19 protein-coding genes are annotated in these 21,795 nt (G+C 41.6%); 14 read left to right on the top strand and 5 right to left on the bottom strand.

The window, feature by feature from the left end:
• Positions 1–27: 27 nt before the first annotated feature.
• The 5 genes from WA256_RS08610 to WA256_RS08590 all read left to right on the top strand — a co-directional run bounded on the left by WA256_RS08610 (position 28) and on the right by WA256_RS08590 (position 7,141).
• Entirely contained in the window at positions 28–519 is a 492-nt protein-coding gene (locus WA256_RS08610) for a hypothetical protein (RefSeq protein WP_335990557.1), read from the top strand.
• Positions 520–530: 11 nt separating this feature from the next.
• Positions 531–1,340, top strand: coding sequence for a bifunctional DNA-formamidopyrimidine glycosylase/DNA-(apurinic or apyrimidinic site) lyase (gene mutM / locus WA256_RS08605; protein WP_054552701.1), 810 nt, complete (start codon positions 531–533; stop codon positions 1,338–1,340).
• A gap of 74 nt (positions 1,341–1,414) precedes the next feature.
• A complete protein-coding gene (locus WA256_RS08600; protein ID WP_335990554.1) occupies positions 1,415–2,641 on the top strand; it encodes an efflux RND transporter periplasmic adaptor subunit in 1,227 nt (408 codons plus the stop codon).
• 2 nt (positions 2,642–2,643) lie between these two features.
• Positions 2,644–5,778: an efflux RND transporter permease subunit gene (locus WA256_RS08595; RefSeq protein ID WP_335990552.1), complete on the top strand. Its 3,135-nt coding sequence runs from the start codon at positions 2,644–2,646 to the stop codon at positions 5,776–5,778.
• Positions 5,771–7,141 (top strand): efflux transporter outer membrane subunit, encoded by a 1,371-nt coding sequence (locus tag WA256_RS08590; RefSeq protein WP_335990550.1) that lies wholly within the window; start codon positions 5,771–5,773, stop codon positions 7,139–7,141. Before WA256_RS08595 ends, WA256_RS08590 begins: the two co-directional genes overlap by 8 nt.
• A 225-nt stretch (positions 7,142–7,366) precedes the next feature.
• Here the strand turns inward: WA256_RS08590 and WA256_RS08585 are convergent, their stop codons facing one another.
• From WA256_RS08585 to WA256_RS08570, 4 genes are read right to left on the bottom strand one after another with little or no spacing between them, the layout of a single operon-like run.
• Positions 7,367–7,855: a DUF3299 domain-containing protein gene (locus WA256_RS08585; RefSeq protein WP_054552700.1), complete on the bottom strand. Its 489-nt coding sequence runs from the start codon at positions 7,853–7,855 to the stop codon at positions 7,367–7,369.
• An 8-nt stretch (positions 7,856–7,863) separates the two neighbouring features.
• Complete coding sequence (locus WA256_RS08580) at positions 7,864–9,186, bottom strand: ABC transporter permease (protein WP_335990546.1); 1,323 nt, start codon at positions 9,184–9,186, stop codon at positions 7,864–7,866.
• A complete protein-coding gene (locus WA256_RS08575) occupies positions 9,173–9,871 on the bottom strand; it encodes an ABC transporter ATP-binding protein (protein WP_335990543.1) in 699 nt (232 codons plus the stop codon). The genes WA256_RS08580 and WA256_RS08575 overlap by 14 nt, the downstream gene beginning before the upstream one ends.
• A 16-nt stretch (positions 9,872–9,887) precedes the next feature.
• Positions 9,888–10,961, bottom strand: a complete 1,074-nt coding sequence (locus WA256_RS08570; protein ID WP_335990541.1) for a CDP-glycerol glycerophosphotransferase family protein — start codon at positions 10,959–10,961, stop codon at positions 9,888–9,890.
• 217 nt (positions 10,962–11,178) lie between these two features.
• Here WA256_RS08570 and WA256_RS08565 point away from each other — a divergent pair, with 217 nt between their 5' ends.
• The 9 genes from WA256_RS08565 to WA256_RS08525 all read left to right on the top strand — a co-directional run bounded on the left by WA256_RS08565 (position 11,179) and on the right by WA256_RS08525 (position 20,257).
• Positions 11,179–12,285 carry a phosphoribosylaminoimidazolesuccinocarboxamide synthase gene (locus WA256_RS08565; protein ID WP_058585875.1) on the top strand — a complete coding sequence of 369 codons (1,107 nt, stop codon included), beginning with the start codon at positions 11,179–11,181 and terminating at the stop codon, positions 12,283–12,285.
• Positions 12,286–12,451: 166 nt separating this feature from the next.
• Positions 12,452–13,102, top strand: a complete 651-nt coding sequence (locus WA256_RS08560; protein ID WP_335990538.1) for a methylamine utilization protein — start codon at positions 12,452–12,454, stop codon at positions 13,100–13,102.
• Positions 13,092–15,407, top strand: a complete 2,316-nt coding sequence (locus WA256_RS08555) for a bifunctional diguanylate cyclase/phosphodiesterase (RefSeq protein ID WP_055020757.1) — start codon at positions 13,092–13,094, stop codon at positions 15,405–15,407. Before WA256_RS08560 ends, WA256_RS08555 begins: the two co-directional genes overlap by 11 nt.
• Positions 15,394–16,227 carry a DUF3034 family protein gene (locus tag WA256_RS08550; protein WP_058585872.1) on the top strand — a complete coding sequence of 278 codons (834 nt, stop codon included), beginning with the start codon at positions 15,394–15,396 and terminating at the stop codon, positions 16,225–16,227. Before WA256_RS08555 ends, WA256_RS08550 begins: the two co-directional genes overlap by 14 nt.
• Positions 16,227–16,646, top strand: coding sequence for a group I truncated hemoglobin (locus WA256_RS08545; RefSeq protein ID WP_442961423.1), 420 nt, complete (start codon positions 16,227–16,229; stop codon positions 16,644–16,646). Before WA256_RS08550 ends, WA256_RS08545 begins: the two co-directional genes overlap by 1 nt.
• Before the next feature lie 81 nt (positions 16,647–16,727).
• Entirely contained in the window at positions 16,728–17,798 is a 1,071-nt protein-coding gene (locus WA256_RS08540) for a CDP-glycerol glycerophosphotransferase family protein (protein ID WP_335990533.1), read from the top strand.
• Positions 17,795–18,202 carry an adenylyltransferase/cytidyltransferase family protein gene (locus WA256_RS08535; RefSeq protein WP_335990531.1) on the top strand — a complete coding sequence of 136 codons (408 nt, stop codon included), beginning with the start codon at positions 17,795–17,797 and terminating at the stop codon, positions 18,200–18,202. Before WA256_RS08540 ends, WA256_RS08535 begins: the two co-directional genes overlap by 4 nt.
• 145 nt (positions 18,203–18,347) lie before the next feature.
• A complete protein-coding gene (locus WA256_RS08530; RefSeq protein WP_335990529.1) occupies positions 18,348–19,418 on the top strand; it encodes a capsular polysaccharide export protein, LipB/KpsS family in 1,071 nt (356 codons plus the stop codon).
• Positions 19,418–20,257, top strand: coding sequence for a sulfurtransferase (locus WA256_RS08525; protein WP_335990527.1), 840 nt, complete (start codon positions 19,418–19,420; stop codon positions 20,255–20,257). Before WA256_RS08530 ends, WA256_RS08525 begins: the two co-directional genes overlap by 1 nt.
• Here WA256_RS08525 and WA256_RS08520 read toward each other — a convergent pair.
• Entirely contained in the window at positions 20,232–21,770 is a 1,539-nt protein-coding gene (locus WA256_RS08520; RefSeq protein ID WP_335990526.1) for a tetratricopeptide repeat-containing sulfotransferase family protein, read from the bottom strand. The genes WA256_RS08525 and WA256_RS08520 overlap by 26 nt on opposite strands.
• Positions 21,771–21,795 lie beyond the last annotated feature (25 nt).

Genomic DNA, 21,795 nt, shown 5'->3' with positions numbered 1-21,795 from the left:
AGATATTGAAAACTGAGGAAGATACTGATGCGCTTGAGCCGAAAAGCATGGAATAATGTGGTGATTATTTCGATGCTATTGATGATTTTTTTCTTCAATGGCCTACATAAAAAGCTCAATACACAGCCCGTTGAAGAAGGAGTACAAGCATTACTCCCAGAGCAAAGCTTCATTTTAGCAATGGCATTTCCAGAATTAAAAATCGAGCGTATCGGCACCTCTTGGCGTAGCCAATCACAGCAAGAAACCACATGGCAAGGCAATGAGCAGCAGCTCGAACAACTTGTTGAACTTTGGCAACATCAAAAACTGACTATTGCCAGTCTCCCTGTTAGTAAAATTTCACAGACATCGGCTGATTATGTTGCCTCAGTATGGTTAGCAGGGGAGCAGTTGCCAGCGGTGTATCAGTTGTACAACATAGATCAGCAATACTATTTATTAGATAAGCGGTTACAACGAGTATTTGAGCTTGAACAAGCTGATGCTGCTAAGTTATTTCCGTTATACCCGTTTTAAGAGAGTCACAAATGCCTGAATTACCAGAAGTTGAAGTTAGCCGTTTGGGAATAACGCCGCATGTGCTTAACCAAACAGTGACCAAAGTAAATATTCATAACGCCAGTATGCGTTGGCCTGTGCCTGATGATGTATATCAATTACAAGGACTTAAAGTTACTTCAGTGGAGCGTAGAGCAAAATATTTATTACTCGGTTGTGAGCTGGGTAGTGTTATTTTGCACTTAGGAATGTCGGGCAACTTACGAGTTGTGAGCGCAGATGAGCCATTAAAAAAGCACGACCATATCGAATTTATTTTAGCCTCAGGTAAAGCGCTAAGACTCAACGACGCACGTCGCTTTGGTGCCTGCTTATGGCAAGCACCAGGCGAATGTCATACCTTGCTAACCAAGCTTGGGCCGGAGCCACTTACCGATGAGTTTGCTGCAAAGCGTGTTTACGAACAGTCTAGAAATAAAAAAGTACCAATTAAACAGTTTATTATGGATAACGCTGTAGTAGTTGGTGTAGGTAATATCTATGCCAATGAGTCGTTATTTAAGGCCGGAATTCACCCGAAACGAGAAGCCGGCAAGGTGTCTTTAAAGCGTTATCAGCAATTAGTGCCTATTATTAAAGAAACACTTGCTGCGGCTATCACGCAAGGCGGCACAACATTAAAAGATTTTGCTCAAAGTGATGGTAAGCCCGGTTATTTTGCCCAACAATTACTAGTTTATGGTCGCAAAGGTGAGCCATGTGTAACGTGTAAAGAGCCATTAAAAGAAATTAGATTAGGGCAAAGAAGCACTGTGTACTGCTCTAATTGTCAAAAATAACAAAGAATCCCTCATCTATGTAGTATTGCAACAGATAGCAAGATAGAGACAGGCTTAAGGAATGAGAAGGTTTTATGCTATTAAACAAATACGTCATAGGGTGCGTGTGCTTAGCGGCACTGCTGGGTTGTTCTAAAGAGCAACCTCAAGTTATCGTTGAGGAAGTGGTTACCGCTGAGGTTAAGCAGTTTGATGTGCCGCTGTATGGGAATTACGTGGCACGTACAGATGCATCACTTGATGTTGAAGTACGCGCAAGGATCACTGGCTTTGTACAAAGCGTAGAATTTGTTGAAGGTAGCTGGGTAAACGAAGGTGATTTACTCTACACCATTGATGATAGACCTTACCGAGCTAAGCTTAATCGCGTTAAAGCCGCACTACAAAAAGACCAAGCGGCGCTGGCAAAAGCAAAGCGCGATGTAACCCGTTTAAAACCCCTCTTCGAGCAAGACGCAGCAAGTCAGCTCGACTACGACAATGCAATTTCTATTCAAGAGCAAGCGCAAGCGTCATTATCAGCAACCCAAGCAGAACTTGAAGAAACCAAGCTTGATTTAGAATATACCCGTATTACAGCGCCAATTAGTGGTATGGTTGGTAGCTCTGAAGCCGATCTCGGTGCTTTGGTCGGCAGTAACGGTATTTCACTCCTTACTACTATTCAGCAAATAGACCCTATTTTCGTTAATTTTAATATGTCGGCACTTGATTATTTGAATGCCAAGCGGCGTATGACCAGCATGATGGAGCAGCTACAAGCCGAACAACAAGGCAAGGCGCTAGAAGGCTTTGTACGTATTTCTTTACCTGATGGCAGCGAGTATCGATATTGGGGTGATGTGAGTTTTACCGACCCTAAAATTAGCCCGAAAACGGGCACCTTTAAAGTAAGAGCAAAGCTACCTAACCCTAATAGTGAGCTATTACCTGGGCAATATACAAAAGCACGGATTAAATTATCTGAGTTGAAAGATGCCATTGTCGTCCCTGAGGAAGCCACCCAAGTTGAACAGGGTGGTATTTATGTGATGGTGGTACTTGATTCAGGTGAGATAGAGCGGCGCTTTATTGTTGTTGAGCATTACGGTGAACAAGGAATTGTTGCTAGCGGTGGCTTGAGTGCGGGTGAGCAAGTGGTGGTGAAAGGTTTACACCGTATTCGTCATGGTCAGCAAGTTAAGGCGATTTCGTTAGCCGAGTTTGAAAAGCGCCAATTAACGCCAAACACGGGCTCCATTCCACTGGCGCCAGATAAACCAAGCAAACAAGATGATGAAAAAAATCAGCAGGGAGCTTAACTATGTTTTCGCATTTTTTTATCAAGCGTCCAGTGTTTGCTATCGTTATTTCGTTAGTTATTTTACTCACAGGCTTGGTCTCGCTCTTTACTCTACCGATTGATCAATACCCTGATATTGCTCCGCCGTCGGTTAAAGTGTCTGCTTCATTCCCTGGCGCAACGGCTGAGACCGCATCGGAGTCGGTAGCCATTCCTCTTGAGCAAGAATTAAATGGCACACCGAATATGTTGTATATGGAGTCAAAGGCAACTAACTCTGGCAGTGTTGGGATCACACTCACCTTTGATGTTGGCACCGACCCAGATCTCGCCCTTGTTGATGTGCAAAACACCGCAAGCCAAGCAGGTAGTAATTTACCTGTTGATGTGCAAACTGAAGGGGTGAATGTCTCTAATGAAAGTTCCGTTGAGCTGTTGAAACTGGCACTGACCTCTGATGATCCTCGCTATGACGAAATCTATTTGAGTAACTACGCCAGCATCAATGTTGAGGCGGCTTTAAAGCGTGTTCCGGGGGTTGGTAAAGTGCGTAACACCGGCTCGCGTTCTTATGCTATGCGGGTCTGGTTAAAGCCCGATATTTTAGCGGGTTACGAATTAACCGTGAATGATGTGACCGCAGCAATCAAAGCACAAAATAAAGAGGCCGCTGCTGGGGAGATCGGGGCTCAGCCAATGAGCGATGCAATTAAGCTTAATTTTCCGGTGCGGGCACAAGGACGGCTTAATAAGGTTGATGAGTTTAATAACATTATGCTGCGAGTTAACAGTGATGGCTCGATGATCCGTTTGCGAGATGTTGCAAGGGTTGAGCTGGCATCGTCTGCGTACACTTTAAATTCAAAACTAAATGAACAGCCCGCCACTATTTTGCAGGTTTATATGTTACCAGGCTCTAATGCATTAGCGGTTACTGAACGTGTTAAGGCTGAGATGGAACGCCTGAGCGCGGCTTTTCCAAAGGGAGTGAAATGGCAGTTATTTTATGATGCATCTGAGTTTATCAAGCTGTCGATTAATGAGGTGATCAATACCCTTATTCAAGCGCTGATCTTAGTGATTTTAGTGGTGTATTTATTTTTGCAAAACTGGCGAACAACTTTAATACCCGCTTTAGCTGTGCCGGTGTCAATAGTGGGTACCTTTATCGCCTTGGCTGCATTTGGATTTACCATTAACAATGTCAGTTTATTGGCTATGGTATTGGCAATCGGCATCGTCGTTGATGATGCGATTGTTGTAGTCGAAAGTGTTGAGCGACTGATCAATGAGCAAAATATGGAGGTAGTTGCTGCTACTAAGCAAGCGATGACAGAGCTTTCTGGCGCCATAGTGGCAACCTCTTTAGTACTGGCAGCGGTGTTTGTGCCGGTGTCATTTTTAGCCGGTATTACGGGCATTATGTACCGAGAATTTGCGATTTCAATTACCGTTGCGGTACTCATTTCGACCCTAGTTGCGTTAACCTTAAGCCCTGCTTTATGTGCGATTTTCTTAAAACCTAGCCTCCCATCAAACAATAAGATTTTTGTTAAATTTAATAATTGGCTTGAAGGTGTTGGCAAAAAATACACCTGGCTTGTAAAGGCATGCTCTGAAAAAGCAAAACGTAGTTATATTGGCTTTTTTATAATGCTAGGTGGCTGTTACTTTGTGTTCAGCCAATTACCAAGTAGCTTTATGCCGCAAGAAGATCAAGGACGCTTTTTTGTTGATATCACCTTGCCAGATGCGGCAACGGTCTCACGTACCAATGAGGTGATAAGTAAAGCTAACCAATTTGTTATGAGCCATGCTGGGGTGGCTTATTCATTCACGCTAGCAGGTGAAAACCGCCGTGCTGGTAGTGCGCAATCACATGGTCAAATGGAGGTGATTTTAAAGCCTTGGCAAGTGCGTGCAGAGCAAGGTTTTACGGTCACGAGTGTGATGAATGATATTCGTAAGCAGCTGTACGCCATTCCCGATGCTGAATTTAATGTGTTTCAGCCATCGGCTGTGGCGGGGCTTGGTTCGGGCTCTGGCGTTGAGTTTGCACTACAAGAAAAAACAGGAGGCAACTTAACAAGCCTAGTTGAATCGCTTGAGGTTTTACTGGCAAATTTAAATAACCGCCCTGAAGTTGCTAAAGCAAGTAGCTCACTGCGTGGCTCAGTACCTCAGCTGTTTTTAGAGTTAGATAGAGAAAAAGCCATGGCATTAGAGGTGCCGATTGCCGATGTTTACAGCACAATGAAAGTGCTTACTGGCTCATCAACAATTAACGACTTCAACTTATTTGGCCGGGTTTATCGGGTTAAAGTTCAAGCTGAAGATGAATTTAGAGCACGCCCTGAAAACCTCAACGAATTTTATGTGCGTTCTAAAAATGGCGCTATGGTGCCATCAAATGTGCTTGCTAAGCTTAATCTAACAACCGGTCCGTCTGCGATAAATCGCTTTAATATGTTTACCAGTGCCATGGTGAATGTATCGCCAGCTGAAGGCTATGCATCGGGTGATGTAATTAACGTAATTAAAGAAGAAATGGCAAAACTACCGCCTAACCTTGGCTATGAATGGACAGGATTAACCTATCAAGAAATTCGCTCATCGGGTCAGCTAAGTATCGCTATCAGCCTTGCTATTGTGTTTGTATTTTTATTTTTAGCGGCGCTCTATGAAAGTTGGAGCTTGCCGTTTGCTGTACTACTAATAAGCCCGATAGCCATGTTGGGAGCCTCTGTATTGACCTTAGTGACGGGGCATGAAAACAATTTATTCTTTCAAGTCGCCTTTATTGCCTTGATTGGCCTTGCGGCAAAGAACTCAATTTTGATTGTTGAGGTGGCTAATCAGCTTTATCAAGAAGGTATGGACGCCGCTGATGCAGCAATAGAAGCCGCCCGTTCTCGCTTTCGGCCTATATTAATGACTGCAGCCTCTTTTGTGCTTGGTGTATTGCCGTTAGTACTTGCTTCTGGCCCCGGAGCGGTTGGTCGACAGTCAGTATCTATGCCTATTTTAGGGGGGATGATACTGGCAAGCTCTGTCGGCATAATATTAGTGCCGCTGTTTTTTATTACCGCGGCACGCTTTGTAAAAAAACAGCAAACACCGGCCTCTAAAGTAGTAGAGGAGCAAGTCGATGCATAAATTGTTACCATTGCTTTGTTTCGCCTGCATTCAAGGCTGTGCTGTAGGGCCTGATTTTGAAGCACCTGAGCATAGTGAAGTTGCTAATTTTATGGGCGCAACAGCTACACCACAGTCGGAGGCTTTAGCGGGCTGGAAGCAAATTTATAGCGACCCTCATTTGCAAAAGCTGATTAGCCAAGCGCTTCTTAACAACCAAGATATGTTAATTGCGCAATCGAAAATTATTGAAGCGCGAGCTCGGTATCGAATTACGGATGCCGCTTTATGGCCAGATGTGAATGTAGGGCTTACTTCAGAGCGAGAAGAAGAACTCAATAGCAGCCCAGAAAATACCTTTGACTTAAAAGGTTATTTAAGTTGGGAGCTAGATTTATTTGGTAGTAACCGACGCGCAAGCGAAGCCGCACTGGCAAATTATTATAGTCAAGAGCAAGCAAGAAACGCGTTGCAGCTCGCCTTGATTGCTGATGTTGCGCAGCAGTTTTTTGCCCTCAAAAAAGTTGAAGAGCAATTAAAAATTAGCCTGAGTACGATAAAGCTTCGCGAGAAGGAACTTGAAATTGCGCGTATTCGTAAAAAAGGCGGTATTATTTCAGGGTTAGAACAGCGCCAAGCCGAGGTTGAATTAGAGTCAGCGAAAGTGAAGATCCCGCCTTTACAGCACAGTGAAAGGCGGATTATTAATCAGTTAAAGTTTTTGATTGGTGATGCCAATGCTGATGTGCAAGGGGGGAATGAGTTATCTGTGCAAACTCTTCCTAAGCAATTACCCACAGGACTACCTAGTGAACTGTTAAAGCGTAGACCAGATGTGCAGCAAGCAATGTATCAATGGCAAGCGGCCATGGCTGAAATTGGGGTCGCAAAAGCGGCGTTATTCCCAAAACTTAAGTTGTATGCCGAATATGGCAGTGAAAGCACTGATTTTAGTGATTTGCTCGCCAGTAATTCGCAGGTTTGGTTGCTGGGCTCAGAGCTGTTAATGCCAATATTTAATATGGGACGCAATCAGGCAAATTTAACGGTGGCGGAACAACGAGCTTATCAGGCAAGTATTCAATACCAAAAAACAGTGCTGGTGGCACTGCAAGAAGTAAGCAATCAGCTTTCGAACTATCAGTCGGCAGAGCAAAGCTATGATGCGCAAAGGAGCTTGGTGCTCAGTAGCCAAGATTACTATCGCTTAGCACGCCTTAGGTATAGCAATGGTGTTGCCAGCTCCCTTGATTTAATGGATGCACAGCGCCAGTTATTTTCGGCAGAAATAGCTTTATCGCAGGCAAAGAATGATCGTCTGCAAAGCCTAGCAACGCTTTATAAAGCCCTTGGTGGCGGATGGTATGATACCAATCCGCAATAATACTTAATCATTTTGAGGGATTAAACCTGTCGCTATCTGCGTTAAAAATTTCTGATTTAGAACAACTAAATAACGAAATTTTTGCCTTGCTATCAACGAGGTTTTATTGCCTCAAAATAGATCACTTAATTAAGCGAATTGGTATGAATTGAGCGAACAGGAACTGGAAAAAGAAAAAGTGGTAGATTAATTAAAAGAGCATGCAAAAGCATGCTCTTTAAAAACTTATAACTCAAATGGTGCTACGCCAACGGCTTTCATCTTGTAGCCTACTTGAGCAATTTCACCAGACCAGGTTTCTGTGCTGATAACGCCAGTCACGACAATCGCATCGTATAGGCTTTCGATTGGTACACCGTCTTTAATCGTGACATGCACAATTTGGTTTGGCGGCGGTGGTGGTACGTGAATACAAGCACCAAAGTAAGGTACCAATAAAAACTCGGTGATCACTTCGCTGTCGCCTTCAAGGGGAACAACAAAACCAGGCAAACTTACTGATTGACCATTAAGTTCTTTTACCACGGGAGCATCAAGGTCTGGTTGCACCCAGTTTTGTTCTGAGCCTTCATGGTTTGCTTGCGCTTGGGTATCGATTTGCACATGACCTTTTGGAATTAAATCTTCCCAGAAGATTTCTTTAGGTGCGCCAGCATTAGCTCCAGCACACACAACTAATGCGACTAAAGCGACGAATTTTCGAAAAAACGGCATAACATTCCTTAAATTTTAATACTCATACCATCAGCAAGAGAGTAGAAATACGCGCGAGTTGCGGGAATTAACCCAACAATAAAGCCTGCAACCATTATCGCAGCTAAAAGCATGAGTTCATAGGATGACAATAAGGCTATATTTAGGCTTATTCCGGCATGGCTTTGCAAGTAATCTGCGCCGAGTAGCATTAAAGCATAGAATAATGCGATACCAACAATGCAGCCAAGCCCTGTAATGAGTAATGATTCGACACTGATCAAGGTGAAAATATGCCATGGCCTTGCGCCAACAGAGCGCAAAATTGCAAGTTCTCTGCGGCGTTGATTTAAGCTTGAAAGCAGGCTCGTTAACATGCCAAGCAAACTGATCAGCACCACGACGATAGAAAATAATAGCAAGATTTTTTCAACGATAGAGAGCATTTCCCATAGTTCACGCAAAGTAACCCCCGGCATGATGGCAAGCAGTGCCTCATCTTTGTATTGGTTGATATTACGACGTACTTGTAAGGTATAAAGTGGTGAATCGAAACCAAGTAAAAAAGCGGTTATTTGTTTTGGTGTGCCAACTAAATCAACATCATCATGCTGGTCGTGGTCGTGGTCGTGGTCGTGGTCGTGGTCGTGGTCGTGGTCGTGGTCGTGGTCGTGGTCATTTGCATCAGCCTGAGCGGCTTCATGCTGATGAGCATGACCACCATGAATCGCTTCAATTGCTGCAAGTGGAATATGCAGGGTTTTATCAACAGGCGTGCCCGTTGGATTTAAAATACCGACCACTTTAAATGGGTTATCGTCATGATTATGAAAACTGGTATTGCCCATGCCGTGCGCAATCACCACTTCATCGCCTAGCTGATAGCCTAAGCTGCTGGCAACCTCTGCACCTAAAACAACCTCAAATAAGTGATTAAATTCATGACCTTGTGAAAAACTCAACGACTGCTTTTTAGCAAAACGATAGTGCTCAAAATAGTCTTTATTTGTACCAAGTACAGCTAAACCTTTATGGCTGTCGCCAAGTGACATAGGAATAGCCCATTTTACACCCCGTTGCCCAGAGATGTATTGGTAACTTTTCCAACTCACGCCATTATTAGCATGACCAATGCGAAATACCGAAGACAGCAGCAACTGGATATCACCGGTACGCGCACCTACAATTAAATCAGTGCCAGAAATTGTATTGCTAAAGCTACTTTTAGCATCAACTCGAACCCGCTCAATCGACATCAATAACATTACGCTGATAGCAATGGTAAATAGAGTGAGTAGGGCGCTGGCCTTTCGGTTTAATAAACTTTTTGTGGCGAGTTTAATGAGTAGCATCTGTGCCTCCTTGTAACTCAACAAGGCTGATACTGCGGGTAAATAGCGTTTGTAATGTTTCATCATGGCTAACAAAAATTAGCGTGCTATTTGCTGCGCTTGCCTGCTCAAATAACAATTTTACGAAGGCTTGGCGATTTTGCGTGTCGAGTGCTGAGGTAGGTTCATCTGCAATAATAATTTCAGGGCTGCCTATAAAGGCTCGCGCAGCGGCAACTCTTTGTTGCTGGCCAATACTCAGCTGTGCAACGGCTTGATGTTGCAAGTTATCATTTAGCCCTAGAGCGCTCAGTAAGCGGCTTGCTTCAGCGGCTATTGTTGCACTATTTTTTAATGCGTTTATTTGCCTTTGCTTTGAAAATTGGCAACCCAAAGTCACATTTTCAATAGGCGATAAATAAGGTAGTAAATTAAAGTTTTGAAAAATATAGCCAATATGGTCGGCACGAAAACGGTCCCGTTTACTATTACTAAGTTGGTTAATCGCTTTACCAAGCAGCTCGATATTGCCCTGTGTTGGCACTGTGACGCCAGCAAGCAATGATAGTAACGTTGATTTACCACAACCACTCGGACCGTGAAGAAAAACATGTTCGCCTTGATCAATATCTAGCTTAGTAATATTGATCGTCGGCTCGGGTTGTTTTGCGTGCCATTTAAAAAGCACATTTTCAAGCGTGATCATAACGACCTATGAATTGTTACCATCGCCAGTAATTTAATTTTCTACGCATTTTAAAATTACGAATAAAATTACGTGGTTTCGGCTTAAGTGCAGGATTGCTCAATAGTAATTCATTGCTAGCAGCAAGTACACGTTGACTCGATAAGCCGTCTTGATATGGATGCAGTTGCTGGCAGAAGTGCTCAATTTTCGCCATTAATTCAGCAGGCTGTGTGAAGGCATAATCAATCGCTTCAGTTAGTTTATTGACATCTGTAATATCAATAAGATGTTCGCCAGGTGCTTGATTGCAGAAAGTTACGACGGGTTTTCTTTGTAAGATAAACATAAGCAAAATAGATGAGGTATCACACAGCATGACATCCGCTGCTTGCAACAGCGGTAATACATTATCTGTCTCGACAAAGGTTAGGTTTTCGTTTTGTAGAGCCTTGTATCGTTCAACAAGCTCGCTTGGCATTTTCGGGTGAAATTGCACCAAAATTCGCCATTTACCTTGCTCACTGTACGCTTTTATTTGTTCGTATAATTTAGGTGCAAGAGAAAGGTTTCTAGAAAAAGTTGAACAAATTAAAAGAGTTTGCCTTTTATCGCCTTCATCTACGTATGGATTGTTTTCTATTTTTGAAAATAATGGATCTAGAGTAGGCCAACCTGTTTCTTTAGTTAAAAAGAAACCATGCTTTTTAGCTAGTTTCTCAAACTTAGAAGTTGTATTAGGGCCTTGGGTACAATACAGGTCAAAGCAGCCTCGGATGTTAAAATGATCTTCGTATCCTTTTCGATTTAGTTTTCCAGAATTAAAGCCGTGAAAAACAGCTACTTTTTTGCCTGGGATAAAGTTTGGAATTACATTCCCGGGAATGTATGAAATGTCTGGTTGCCACTGGATTACATCATCTATAGTTTCTAAACACGATTCATCTGAACGAAGGAAGTTCTGATTAACTTCATCACCATAGAAAAACCATTTAACTTCACCACCACGAGCTAAAATCTCCCGTTGCAATGGGCGTAAGATCGCGTACGAATAGTTCTGCGAAATAAACATTAAATATTTTTTTTCTGCGGTAGTTGCTAAGTAATCCAAGAAAACCTCCTATTTCGAGGGCACTAGTATAGCGAAATAATGTTTATGACAGCAAAATTACTGAAAGTTTAAATTTTTATGGTTTTTATTACATCCGCAGGCTGCTGATGATAGTGCAATGATTGAGCTTTCAAAGCGTCTAGATTATTATAGGCGGCCATAACCCCAATCCCATACATGTGCTCACAAGAGCATGCCAAATACTATCGGAGATAGCATGACTAGCTATAAAGTTTTAGACGTAAACGATGATTTACCGATCCGTACTAAAGGTGCGGTACACAGTGGTAAAGTGCGTTCAGTTTATTGGTTAACTGATGAAGACAGCGCTCGTTTAATTAATGAAAAAGGTTATCAAGTTCCAAAAGGAACTGAGCTAGCTATTATGGTTATTTCTGACCGTATTTCTGCGTTTGATTGTATTTGGCAAGGTGAAAACGGTTTAAATGGTGTGCCTGGTAAAGGCATCGCGCTAAACTCTGTGGCATCTCATTGGTTTAAGTTATTTGATAAAGCAGGCCTTGCTGGTAACCATATTGTTGATATTCCACACCCTTATGTATGGATTGTGCGTAAAGCAAGTACTGTAAAAGTTGAAGCCATCGCTCGCCAATATATTACTGGTAGTATGTGGCGTGATTATGCGAAAGGCACGCGTAATTTCTGTGGTATTGATTTACCAGAGGGACTAGCTGCGAACCAAAAGCTAGATGAAGTGTTAATTACGCCATCAACGAAAGGCATTATCACCGGTGTTGCTGATATTCCTGAAGTAGATGATGTGAACATTACCCGTGAAAACATCACCAATAACCTATCTGTTTTCAACTTCAAATCTGAAGACGATGTCGCTAAATATGAGCAACTACTTGTTGAAGGTTTTAAGCTGATCAGTGATGAACTTGCACAGCTAGACCAAATCTTTGTCGATACTAAATTTGAATTTGGTTATGTTGAAGACATTGATGGTTCAGATAAGCTTATCTACATTGATGAAGTGGGTACGCCTGATTCGTCACGTATCTGGGATGGCCCAGCTTACCGTGACGGTAAAATCATTGAAAACTCAAAAGAGGGTTTCCGCCAGCTATTAATTAATAACGTGCCAGACAGCGATGTGTTATTAAATAAAGACCGCATGGACGAGCGTGAGCAGCTTGCTAAAGACTATACCTTGCCAGAATCAGTGATGCTTGAAGTGTCTGATACTTACGTTGGCATTGCGAGTAAAATCATTGGTCAAGAAATTACTATTCCAAGCGACCCACGTAGTGAAGTAATCGCTATTTTAGATAAAGAATACGGCTTAATTAAGCACAATTAATTGCTATTTTTTAACTTAGATATGCTCTAAGTCAATATTATTAAAGCCAAGTTGGTTTTCTAGTAAAACTGCTTGGCTTTTTTCTTGCTTTTCATACCCTCTCTCATTAACTTAAGCTAAGATTAATCTATACTTATTAGCAAACTAGGCTAAGCAAGGTTCAATTATGACGTTTTTTGCGCACTGTGCTCGCACGGTATATTCTTTTGTAGTTCTGTGCAGCGCAGCAACTGCATTCGCTGCTGATATTTCATTTACCGTTCGTGATCAATTTGGTAAGCCTTTGGCTGATGCTGTCATCGAATTAGAAAATAATGCGAACTCACCGAGCACGCAATTACCCATAGCGATAATGGACCAGGTTGATAAACAATTTTCACCTAATGTATTGGTGATACAACAAGGGCAGTCTGTTGATTTTCCTAATAGCGATAATATCCGCCATCATGTTTATTCTTTTTCAAGTGCTAAACCATTTAATATTAAGCTTTACGCTGACCGTCCAGAAAAACCAGAGTTGTTTGATAACAGCGGAGTTGTAGTCTTAGGCTGTAATATTCACGACTCTATGGTGGGTTATATCTATGTCGCAAATAGTGCTAATACACTAAAAACAGCAGAGGATGGCAAAGTACAATTAAAAGGTATTACTGTTCCAACTAGCATAACGATTTGGCACCCAAACCAAGCAAGTGAAATCAATAAAAAATTATCAGTCACTGTAACTGAGCAAGTCGCTGATATTACAATTAATACGAATGAACCTGCACCGCGTAATACGTTTGGTGAGATGTTTAAGGCAGATAATGATTCATAGTTTAAGAGGGCGGATCATAGCCTTATGCGTAAGCCTGGTTTTATTAACTAGTTTAGTCAGTTTAGCGAGCTCTTGGTGGTCGACAAATCGCTTTAACGATCAAAAGCTACGTGAAGATATTAATGTCGCTGAAAATGTTTTTAAGCAATATTTAAGCGCTAAAGAAAGCCTGTTATTAACGGCTGCAAAGGTGCTGACCGCAGATTTTGGCTTTAAACAAGCGGTCGCAACTCAAGACGCCGATACCATTAGTAGTGTATTGAATAACCACAGTCGCCGAATAAATGCTGATTTGATGTTGCTTGTGGATTTATCAGGGCAATTGGTTTCAGCAAATACTGAATTTAATCATAGGCCAGATGAGTTTTCTGCATTGATGAATGAATTACTCATTGATGCTGAGCAATCAAATTTCATTGTACTTGATCAAACCCTTTACCAAGTTATTTTACTGCCAGTGCGCGCACCTCGAACTGTTGCCTATAGTTTAGTGGGCTTCGAGATTAACGATCTGGTTGCTGCAGAGCTTAAAAACCTCACCACAATGGATGTGAGTTTTATTGGTGAAGATGATGGTGTGGTAGAGACATCGCTGCCCAAGCAACCACAAAGCACTTCTGTATTAGCGCATTTTAATAACGAGACAACGCAGCGCATATTTGGTGAAAAGCCGGTCTATAGAAACCGCCTGGTTGAACTACCATCTTTGCCCGGACACCTAGTTTCTGTGCTATTAAGTGCTGATTTAACCCAGAGTTATCGTGAGTTTGAACAGCTGTTTTTCACCATTATTGTGCTTGCTGCTATTACGGTTGTGATAGGCGTATTGACCAGTGGAATCTTAGCTAAAAATCTCACAACACCGCTTTCAAAGCTTACTTTACTTGCTCAGCAATTTGCCCGTGGCAACTATAAAGCTGAATTTGTAGGTAAAAAGCAAAGTAGTGAAATCACCACCTTAATTGATGCCTTTAACAACATGGGTAACGACATTAAAGAGCGTGAACAGCAAATAAGTTTTCAAGCTAGCCATGATTCATTAACTGGCTTTTATACCCGTTCTGCTATGTTAGAAAACATGGAAAACTTGTTTGCCGAAGGGGCTGAGTACACACTGGTTGCTATAGATATCCGCGGCCTTCGCCATATCAATGATAAATTAGGCCCGCGTATTGGCGATGATTGTTTAAAAGCGGTTGCTGAGCGGATTGGTGAATACTCAGCTCATCATAATGGTGTTAATGCTCGGATTGGCGGTGACGAATTTTTAACTTTATTGCCAGCCGATGAAACGAAACAGTTTAAAGATGCGGTAATGAAGTTAGTTGCTCAGTTACAGGCTGGCTACTTAATTCAAGGCTTAAACATTACGTTACGCTTTAGTGTTGGGGTGGTGCATTGCCTTTCGCAAAATGTCAGCCCTGAGGATTTAATGCGTCGCTCGTTAATTGCTGTTGATACTGCATCTTGCGAGCATAAAACTATTCATTATTATCAAGAAGGTGAAGACGAAGAACATCTTGAGCGCCTTGCAATAATTGATGAACTTAAGCAAGCCCTTGTTGATGATGACGGTCAGCTGTTCATGACCTATCAGCCAAAACTAAATATTAAAACTAATAGCATTGATAAAGTTGAGTCGTTAATCCGCTGGCAGCGCAAAGACGGTCAGTGGGTTTCACCAGAACTGTTTATTGATTTAGCAGAGCAATCGGGGGTGATTGTTGAGTTAACTTCTTGGGTTGTTAAAACCGTAGTGTCGCAAGTTGCAGCATGGCAACAGCAAGGTATTACTATGCAGGCTGCAATTAATGTCTCTGCGCAAGATATTGCATACCCAAGCTTTTACTCACACCTTGCTAAACAGTTAGAAAAACATGCTGTTAATGGGCGCTTGATCACAATTGAGCTTACAGAACGCGATATGATTGAGAACGAAGAGCAAGGTATTAAGGCGCTAGAAAACCTCAAAACCTTGGGGGTTAAAATCTCGTTGGATGACTATGGTGTAGGGCAAACATCGCTTGGGCGCTTAAAGTCATTACCGATTGATGAGCTAAAACTTGATAAGTGTTTTATTTTGCAATTAGATCAGTCACGTCAAGATCAATACATAGTGCAATCTACGGTGACTCTAGGTCATCAGCTGGGCTTTTCGGTTGTTGCTGAAGGGGTTGAGAACAAAAATTCACTGGATATTTTAGTGCAAAATAAATGCGATTATGCACAAGGGTATTATTTAAGTAGGCCACTAAAATCAGAGCAGTTTTTGCAGTGGTTAGAGGTGTACAATGAAGCGTCTTAATTGGTTGTTTTGTCTGGCTTGCCTCGGTTTTGCAAGTTCAGGATTAGCTGCATCGGGTAAATTACTAGCAACGCCTGGTGTCTCACAAGTTGAAGGTAGTGCGGGTGGTGGTATTGTCCCTTGGGCGCAGCTTGCAGGCTATGCAAGTGATGATGAAATAGCAATAAATGGTTTTTGCAGCCGTGCAGATGTGAGCGATTACCGCTTAGATGTTTGTGGCGCGCAGCTAAATATTTATGATCGCGTTGAATTTAGTTACGCAGAGCAACGCTTCGAAGTTCCCGCATTAAATACCGATATTGAGCAATCAATTACAGGGGCAAAAGTGCGCTTATACGGTGATATCGTTTACAGTAAATGGCCGCAGTTGAGCTTGGGTGTACAACATAAATCACTTGATGACGGCAGTATCGCAAACTTACTCGGCGCCAAAGATACCAGCGGTACCGATGTATACCTTGCTGCTAGTAAATTACATTTGGGCGCGCTTGCTGGGTATAACTGGTTTTGGAACACCACCTTTCGTTATAGCGATGCTAATCAGCTTGGCTTGTTAGGCTTTGGCGGCCCTGATAGCGATAAAGAATTGTTATTTGAAGCATCGACAGCTGTGTTTTTAACCCACCAAATAGCTGTGGGTGTTGAGTATCGTGAAAAGTCCAATAACCTAGGCTTAGGGGAGCAAGATTGGCAGGATGTGTTTGTTGCTTGGTTTCCTAATAAGTATGTTAGCGTGACTGCTGCTTGGTTAGATTTAGGAAGTATTGCTGGGGCTAAGGATCAAACAGGTTGGTATCTTTCTGTAACAGGGTATTGGTAATGATGAAAACACTTTTTACATTTGTATTTGCCGTTATGTTATTTGGTTGTGCAAGTAGCAACAATAGCACCTTGTATCAGCAAATTAATGGCGAACAAGGAGTTGAAAAACTGGTTGATAGTTTTATCAATCAAATAGGCCGTGACGAACAAATTTTAGCTTATTTTAAACAAACGAATGTCGCCCATTTTCGACAAGGTTTTATTACTCATTTGTGTAGCGTCACCAACGGTCCTTGTGAATACAAAGGCGACAATATGGTTGATATCCACACTGGAATGAACATCCCTGAAAAAGACTTTAACCGAGTGGTAGAGCTTTTGATTAATGCTATGGACGAACAACAGATCCCGCAAACGGTACAAAATAAGATTCTGAGTCGCTTAGCACCGCTGCGCCCTGAGGTAATTGATATTTAGCTAATATAAACTTTAATTGTGGGCTGAAACAAAAATGTAATTTATGTACAATAGCTATTGATTTAAGTTATTAAGTTGTAAATGATGCAGTTATATTTTGATGTTCAACATCTATATTATATTCCACAATACCTGCCTGTTTTAAAGGAGTTAAAAGCAAAAGGCCACAAAGTCTCAATGGTTTTTTATAAAGAACAAGATGAGCGCAGTCGTGCAGTATGCTGTGACTTTATAGATAAAAATGCAATAGTTGCAAAGTGGTTAACAAACACAAGTGAAACCTTTGACTTTTATCAGAACTCAGATGCAGATTGGGTCGTATTTGGCAATACATTCGCAGGTGCTGAGGATTTAAATAAAAAGACTGTACTGATGCAGCATGGGATAGGCCCAAAACAGTGTTATTACGACGTATCGAACAACAAGATGACAGTGCGGTTTGTTGAAGGTGAACACCGACTTCAACGTTTAAAAACACTCTATCCCGAAGGTAACTTTATTGATAGTGGTTACGCAAAATTAGACCCTATTTTTAATCAAACACTTGACTCTATAAATCTCAGAAAGCTAGGTCTAGATCCAACAAAGAAAACCTTGCTGTATGCACCTACTTTTTATCCAAGTTCTTTAGAATGTTTTAGCGATGATTTTCCTGAGCATTTTGATGAATTTAATATTATCGTTAAGCCTCATTTCTTTAGTTTGTTTAAGAAAAAATATAAAAAACAACGTTTAAAGCTTGAGAAGTGGGCTAGCGCTAAGAATGTTTACCTTGCTAATGAGTACGATTTTGACCTTACTCCTTTTTTAGAACTTGCTGATATAATGATTTCTGATGCATCATCAGCCATATTTGAGTTTGCAGCATTAGAAAAGCGTGTTATTTGGTGTGATTTCTATGAGCTGCGCTGGTCTTACAGAGGTATTTTTTCTTACAGGTTAAAAGCTCGACTTGATGAAGATATCGAATACTTCAATGAGCTATGTACTCGTGCAGGAAGTTATAAAGATTTAAAGCAGTTATTAACTTCAAGTGTTAACGAAACAGCCGAATTTAAAGAAAAAAGAAAAGAAATAGTCTATAAACTGGCAGGTATTACGGATGGTCACTCTGCTAAGAGAATTGTATCATATTTAGAGGAGCACCAATGAAGCGGGTAATTACATTTGGCACGTTCGATATTTTTCATGTGGGACACATCAATATATTAGAACGAGCTAAAGCGTTAGGAGATTATTTAATTGTTGGTGTATCTTCCGATGAACTAAACTTCTCAAAGAAAGGTCGAAAGCCCGTATATAGTGAAGCTGATAGGCTTAAAATTATTAGTTCATTGAAGTGTGTCGACGAAGTATTTGTAGAGCATTCTCTAGAATTAAAAGGTGAGTACATAAAAAATCATCAAGCCCATTTGCTAGTTATGGGGGACGATTGGGCTGGTCGATTTGATCAATTTAGCCAACTTTGTGATGTAACTTATTTAGAGCGTACTCCCTCTATCTCTACAACAGAAATCATAGAAGTTGTGAGGCAACCTTCAAACTGTCATTTATAATTAATAAAATAGCTGTATGCGCTTACGTTCAATCAAAAAATAAGATGTGTATATGGCTTTTTTATTTATCTCTCGCAACAATGTGCACGCCCGCTATTACAAAGAACTGACTAGGAAACTGCCTTTAAAGAGTAAAGTGCACTGCATGGGCTTACCTAGATTTACTGCTCTTAAATACTTTAGCAAGGCAATACAAATTGATTTTAGTAAAATAATTTCGGAGCAACTATTACGTAAACAAGCTCGTAATGGTTTGTGGCATAACCCGCTAATAATTAAAAGTTACTCTGCTTTGATGCTGCTGGTGGAGCGGTGTCGGTTCGCTAAGTATTATGATTTATTGAAGTCAGAATCGCCACAAGCTTTAGTCATTTGGAATGGTAATAAATTACCGAATGTTACTGTTTGTATGGCTGCTAAGGCTTTAGGAGTGACCACCTATTACTATGAAAATGGGTTACTGCCCGGAACAACAAGCTTAGATCCAAAAGGTATTAATTTTGCGGCTTCTGTACCGCGGGATAGTCAGTTCTATTTAAACTTTGATCCGCAGGGGAAGTTGCCATTTTCTGCGCCTGATTTAATTCCTAGAGCGAACCATAAAAAGCGTTGTAAGTTTGACGCAATCGAGTTACCCAAAAAATACTTATTTGTGCCATTTCAAGTTCCACACGATACCCAAATAGCTTGTTACTCTCCTTGGCTTAAGTCAATGGAAGAGTATTACGATGCTGTTGTTTCAGCTGTAAAACAGTTAAATGATCCAGAACTTAAAGCTGTTTTTAAAGAACATCCTTCATGGCATAAGCACTATGAGCACTTGTACGATAGAAATGATGTTGCCGTTTTTGCCAACGGAAATTGTACTCGAGAGCTTATCAATGGCGCTGAAGCCGTGCTCACTATTAACTCGACCGTTGGCTTAGAATCTTTATTACTTGATAAAAAAGTGATTACCTTAGGGCTTGCTTGTTACAACATTGATGAGCTTGTACTACACGCGAGTGATCAAGCGACTTTGATTAAGTGCTTAGAAAAACTACAAAATGGCTGGCAGTCTAACAGTATTCTGAGAGATAAGTTTTTTACCTACTTAAAGCATGTGTATTGCTTGCCTGGTGTTTGGAAAGAATGTACAACTGAGCATGTTGAAGCGGTCGAAAAGCGCTTAACTCAACAAGATACATTTGCACAGCTATCGCAAAAGGAAAGCTAATGAAGAACATCGTCTCGCCAGAATGGCTTAACGAGCATTTAAACCAGGATAACTTGGTTATCTTCGATGCAGGAATGGTACGTCCTGGTTTACCGGGTGAGTATGCGCCTAAGGCTATGCTTCCTAATGCACAGCGTTTTGATTTCAAGAAGGCGCTAGCAGATAACAGTAATCCTGTACCAAGCATGATGTGCAATAGCGAGCAGTTTGAAGAGCATATGCAGCTTGCTGGTGTTAACCAAGACTCTCTAGTTGTGATTTATGAAGACCAAGGCTTGTTCAGTTCTGCCCGTGCGTGGTGGATGTTTAAAGCTATGGGCTTTGATAACGTAAAAGTTTTAAGTGGCGGTTTAGCTAAGTGGCAGGTACTTGGTTTTGCTACACAAGCAAGCTATTCAGCTGCTTCTGGTCAAGGCAATTTTGTTGCCAGCCCGCGTGCTGATTACTTTATTAGTGCTGAGCAAGTACTTAACTCACTTGATGAACAAAGCACACTAACACTCGATGCTCGCCCTTATGAGCGCTTTACCGGTGAACACGCTGAGCCGCGCGAAGGTATGCGCAGTGGTCATATTCCAAATAGTCGCAGTTTATCTTTAGCAACAGTGCTAAATAACGGTGAACTTAAACCCCTTAGCGAATTGCAGGCATTATTTGAACAACACATAGCGCCGCATCACACCCAGTTGCAGTTTAGCTGTGGTTCAGGTGTAACCGCTTGTGCAATTGCATTGTGTGCCGATGAATGCGGTTACGCTAACTTACGTGTTTACGATGGCTCATGGAGTGAGTGGGGCGCTCGTCACGACCTACCTATTGAAACAGGCCCGCATCAATAAAATCGGCGTAATTTTGCCAGCTGTCTATACTATTTTTATTCAGTGGCTGGCGGATTTGCTTTTTACTCGCCGTGGCTGATGCCGCATTGCTTTTATAAAAAGTGAGGCAGTTTTCCTGCCAGCTTAAATCACAAAACGCATAGAGCTTTTGCGTTTGTTGGGTAGGCTCTGCTACTAATTGCTCATAGCTTTGCAAAAAAACATTTTCAGGATACTTGTTGGCAAAATGACTGACTAATGCCGAGTAATCTTGATGGAACGAGGCAATATCTTCAAGTGTAAAACTGTAGTGATGGAGCACACTTTGCGGGCTATACATCTGCCTAAAATTGGCAATGCTGCAATCTTGCCAGCCCCGCTGCATACAAACGATTTTAGCATTAGGAAAAGCCGCTAAAATAAAATCAATATAGTAAAAGTTAAATGGCTGTTTATCACAACTTCTTAGGCCGTCACTTAGCAGCTCGGCTCTTTGTTGATAGCTAGCCAATGCTGTTTTTATTGCCTCAGATTCATAAGCCTTATCGAGCATTTCGCTGTCTATTACACGCGCTGATTGCGTGGCGTGTTGTATGAGTTGAGCAATATCATTTAATTCCCCAACCCCTTGCAGTTGTGTACTTTGATTAAGGATTTTTTCAACTAAGGTTGTGCCAGAGCGGGGCATGCCAACAACAAAAACTGGCGAGAACTCAGAGTCACTACTTGCAGGTGCTTGTTGTTTGCTTTGCGTAATGAGTTTTTGACAAAAGTGCTGGTGTTGGCTTGCTTGATAGTTAAGTTTACCGGCTATCGCTTGCTTACTTAGTGCAAAGTATTTAAATGCATTTTTGTAGTCATTAAGGTGCTCATAATTAAGGGCAAGACTATGAAAATACACTTGCTGTTCAACAATGTTTTTTTCTTTATCCGCCAAGGCTTGTAGTTTTTGGATATGTTGCTCAGCATCTATAACAGTATTAAGTTCAGCCTGCGAATAGTGGGCTTGATAAAAGCTAGGTTGCTTTGTGGTTAGTTGCTGAAGCAAGCTTTTAGCTTCATCGAACAGTCCGTGAATTTTATAACACACCGCTAAATTATAGCTAATTTGTGGGTTATCTTTATTGCGCTGGTAGGCTGCTTGTTGGAAGCTAAGAGCGTCGTCATAATGCCCTAAACGGGTCGCAATGTTGGCTAATGTATCAAAGTCTGCGCCACTAAAACCAGCTGTTTGTATAGCGCTTTGATAATGCACAGCTGCATTACTTACTTTGCCTAACAGTACGTATAACTTGGCAAGTGCTAAATGATAAACAGCAAAAGGGGCTAGGCTTAGCGCTTTTTCAAGGAGCTTAATCGCTTTGTTGATATCGCCAGCTGCGGTGTTGACTTCGCTTAGTAAAAAGTAACAAACATGGTCTTCAGGATTTTGTTTTAGGCGCTGCACAAGTAAGTGATGTGCATCGGTCAGTTGTTTGTTGTTTAACAACTGTTGGATATGAGCGCGAAGCGCTTGTTGGGTATCATTTAGCATAAGCGCATAGTATACCAATTAATTA

The sequence above is a fragment of the Pseudoalteromonas sp. CH_XMU1449-3 genome, assembly GCF_037027245.1.
GTDB lineage: Bacteria > Pseudomonadota > Gammaproteobacteria > Enterobacterales > Alteromonadaceae > Pseudoalteromonas > Pseudoalteromonas shioyasakiensis.
Note: the sequence above shows the minus strand (reverse complement) of the source record. Positions and strands in the feature narration are given on the sequence as shown.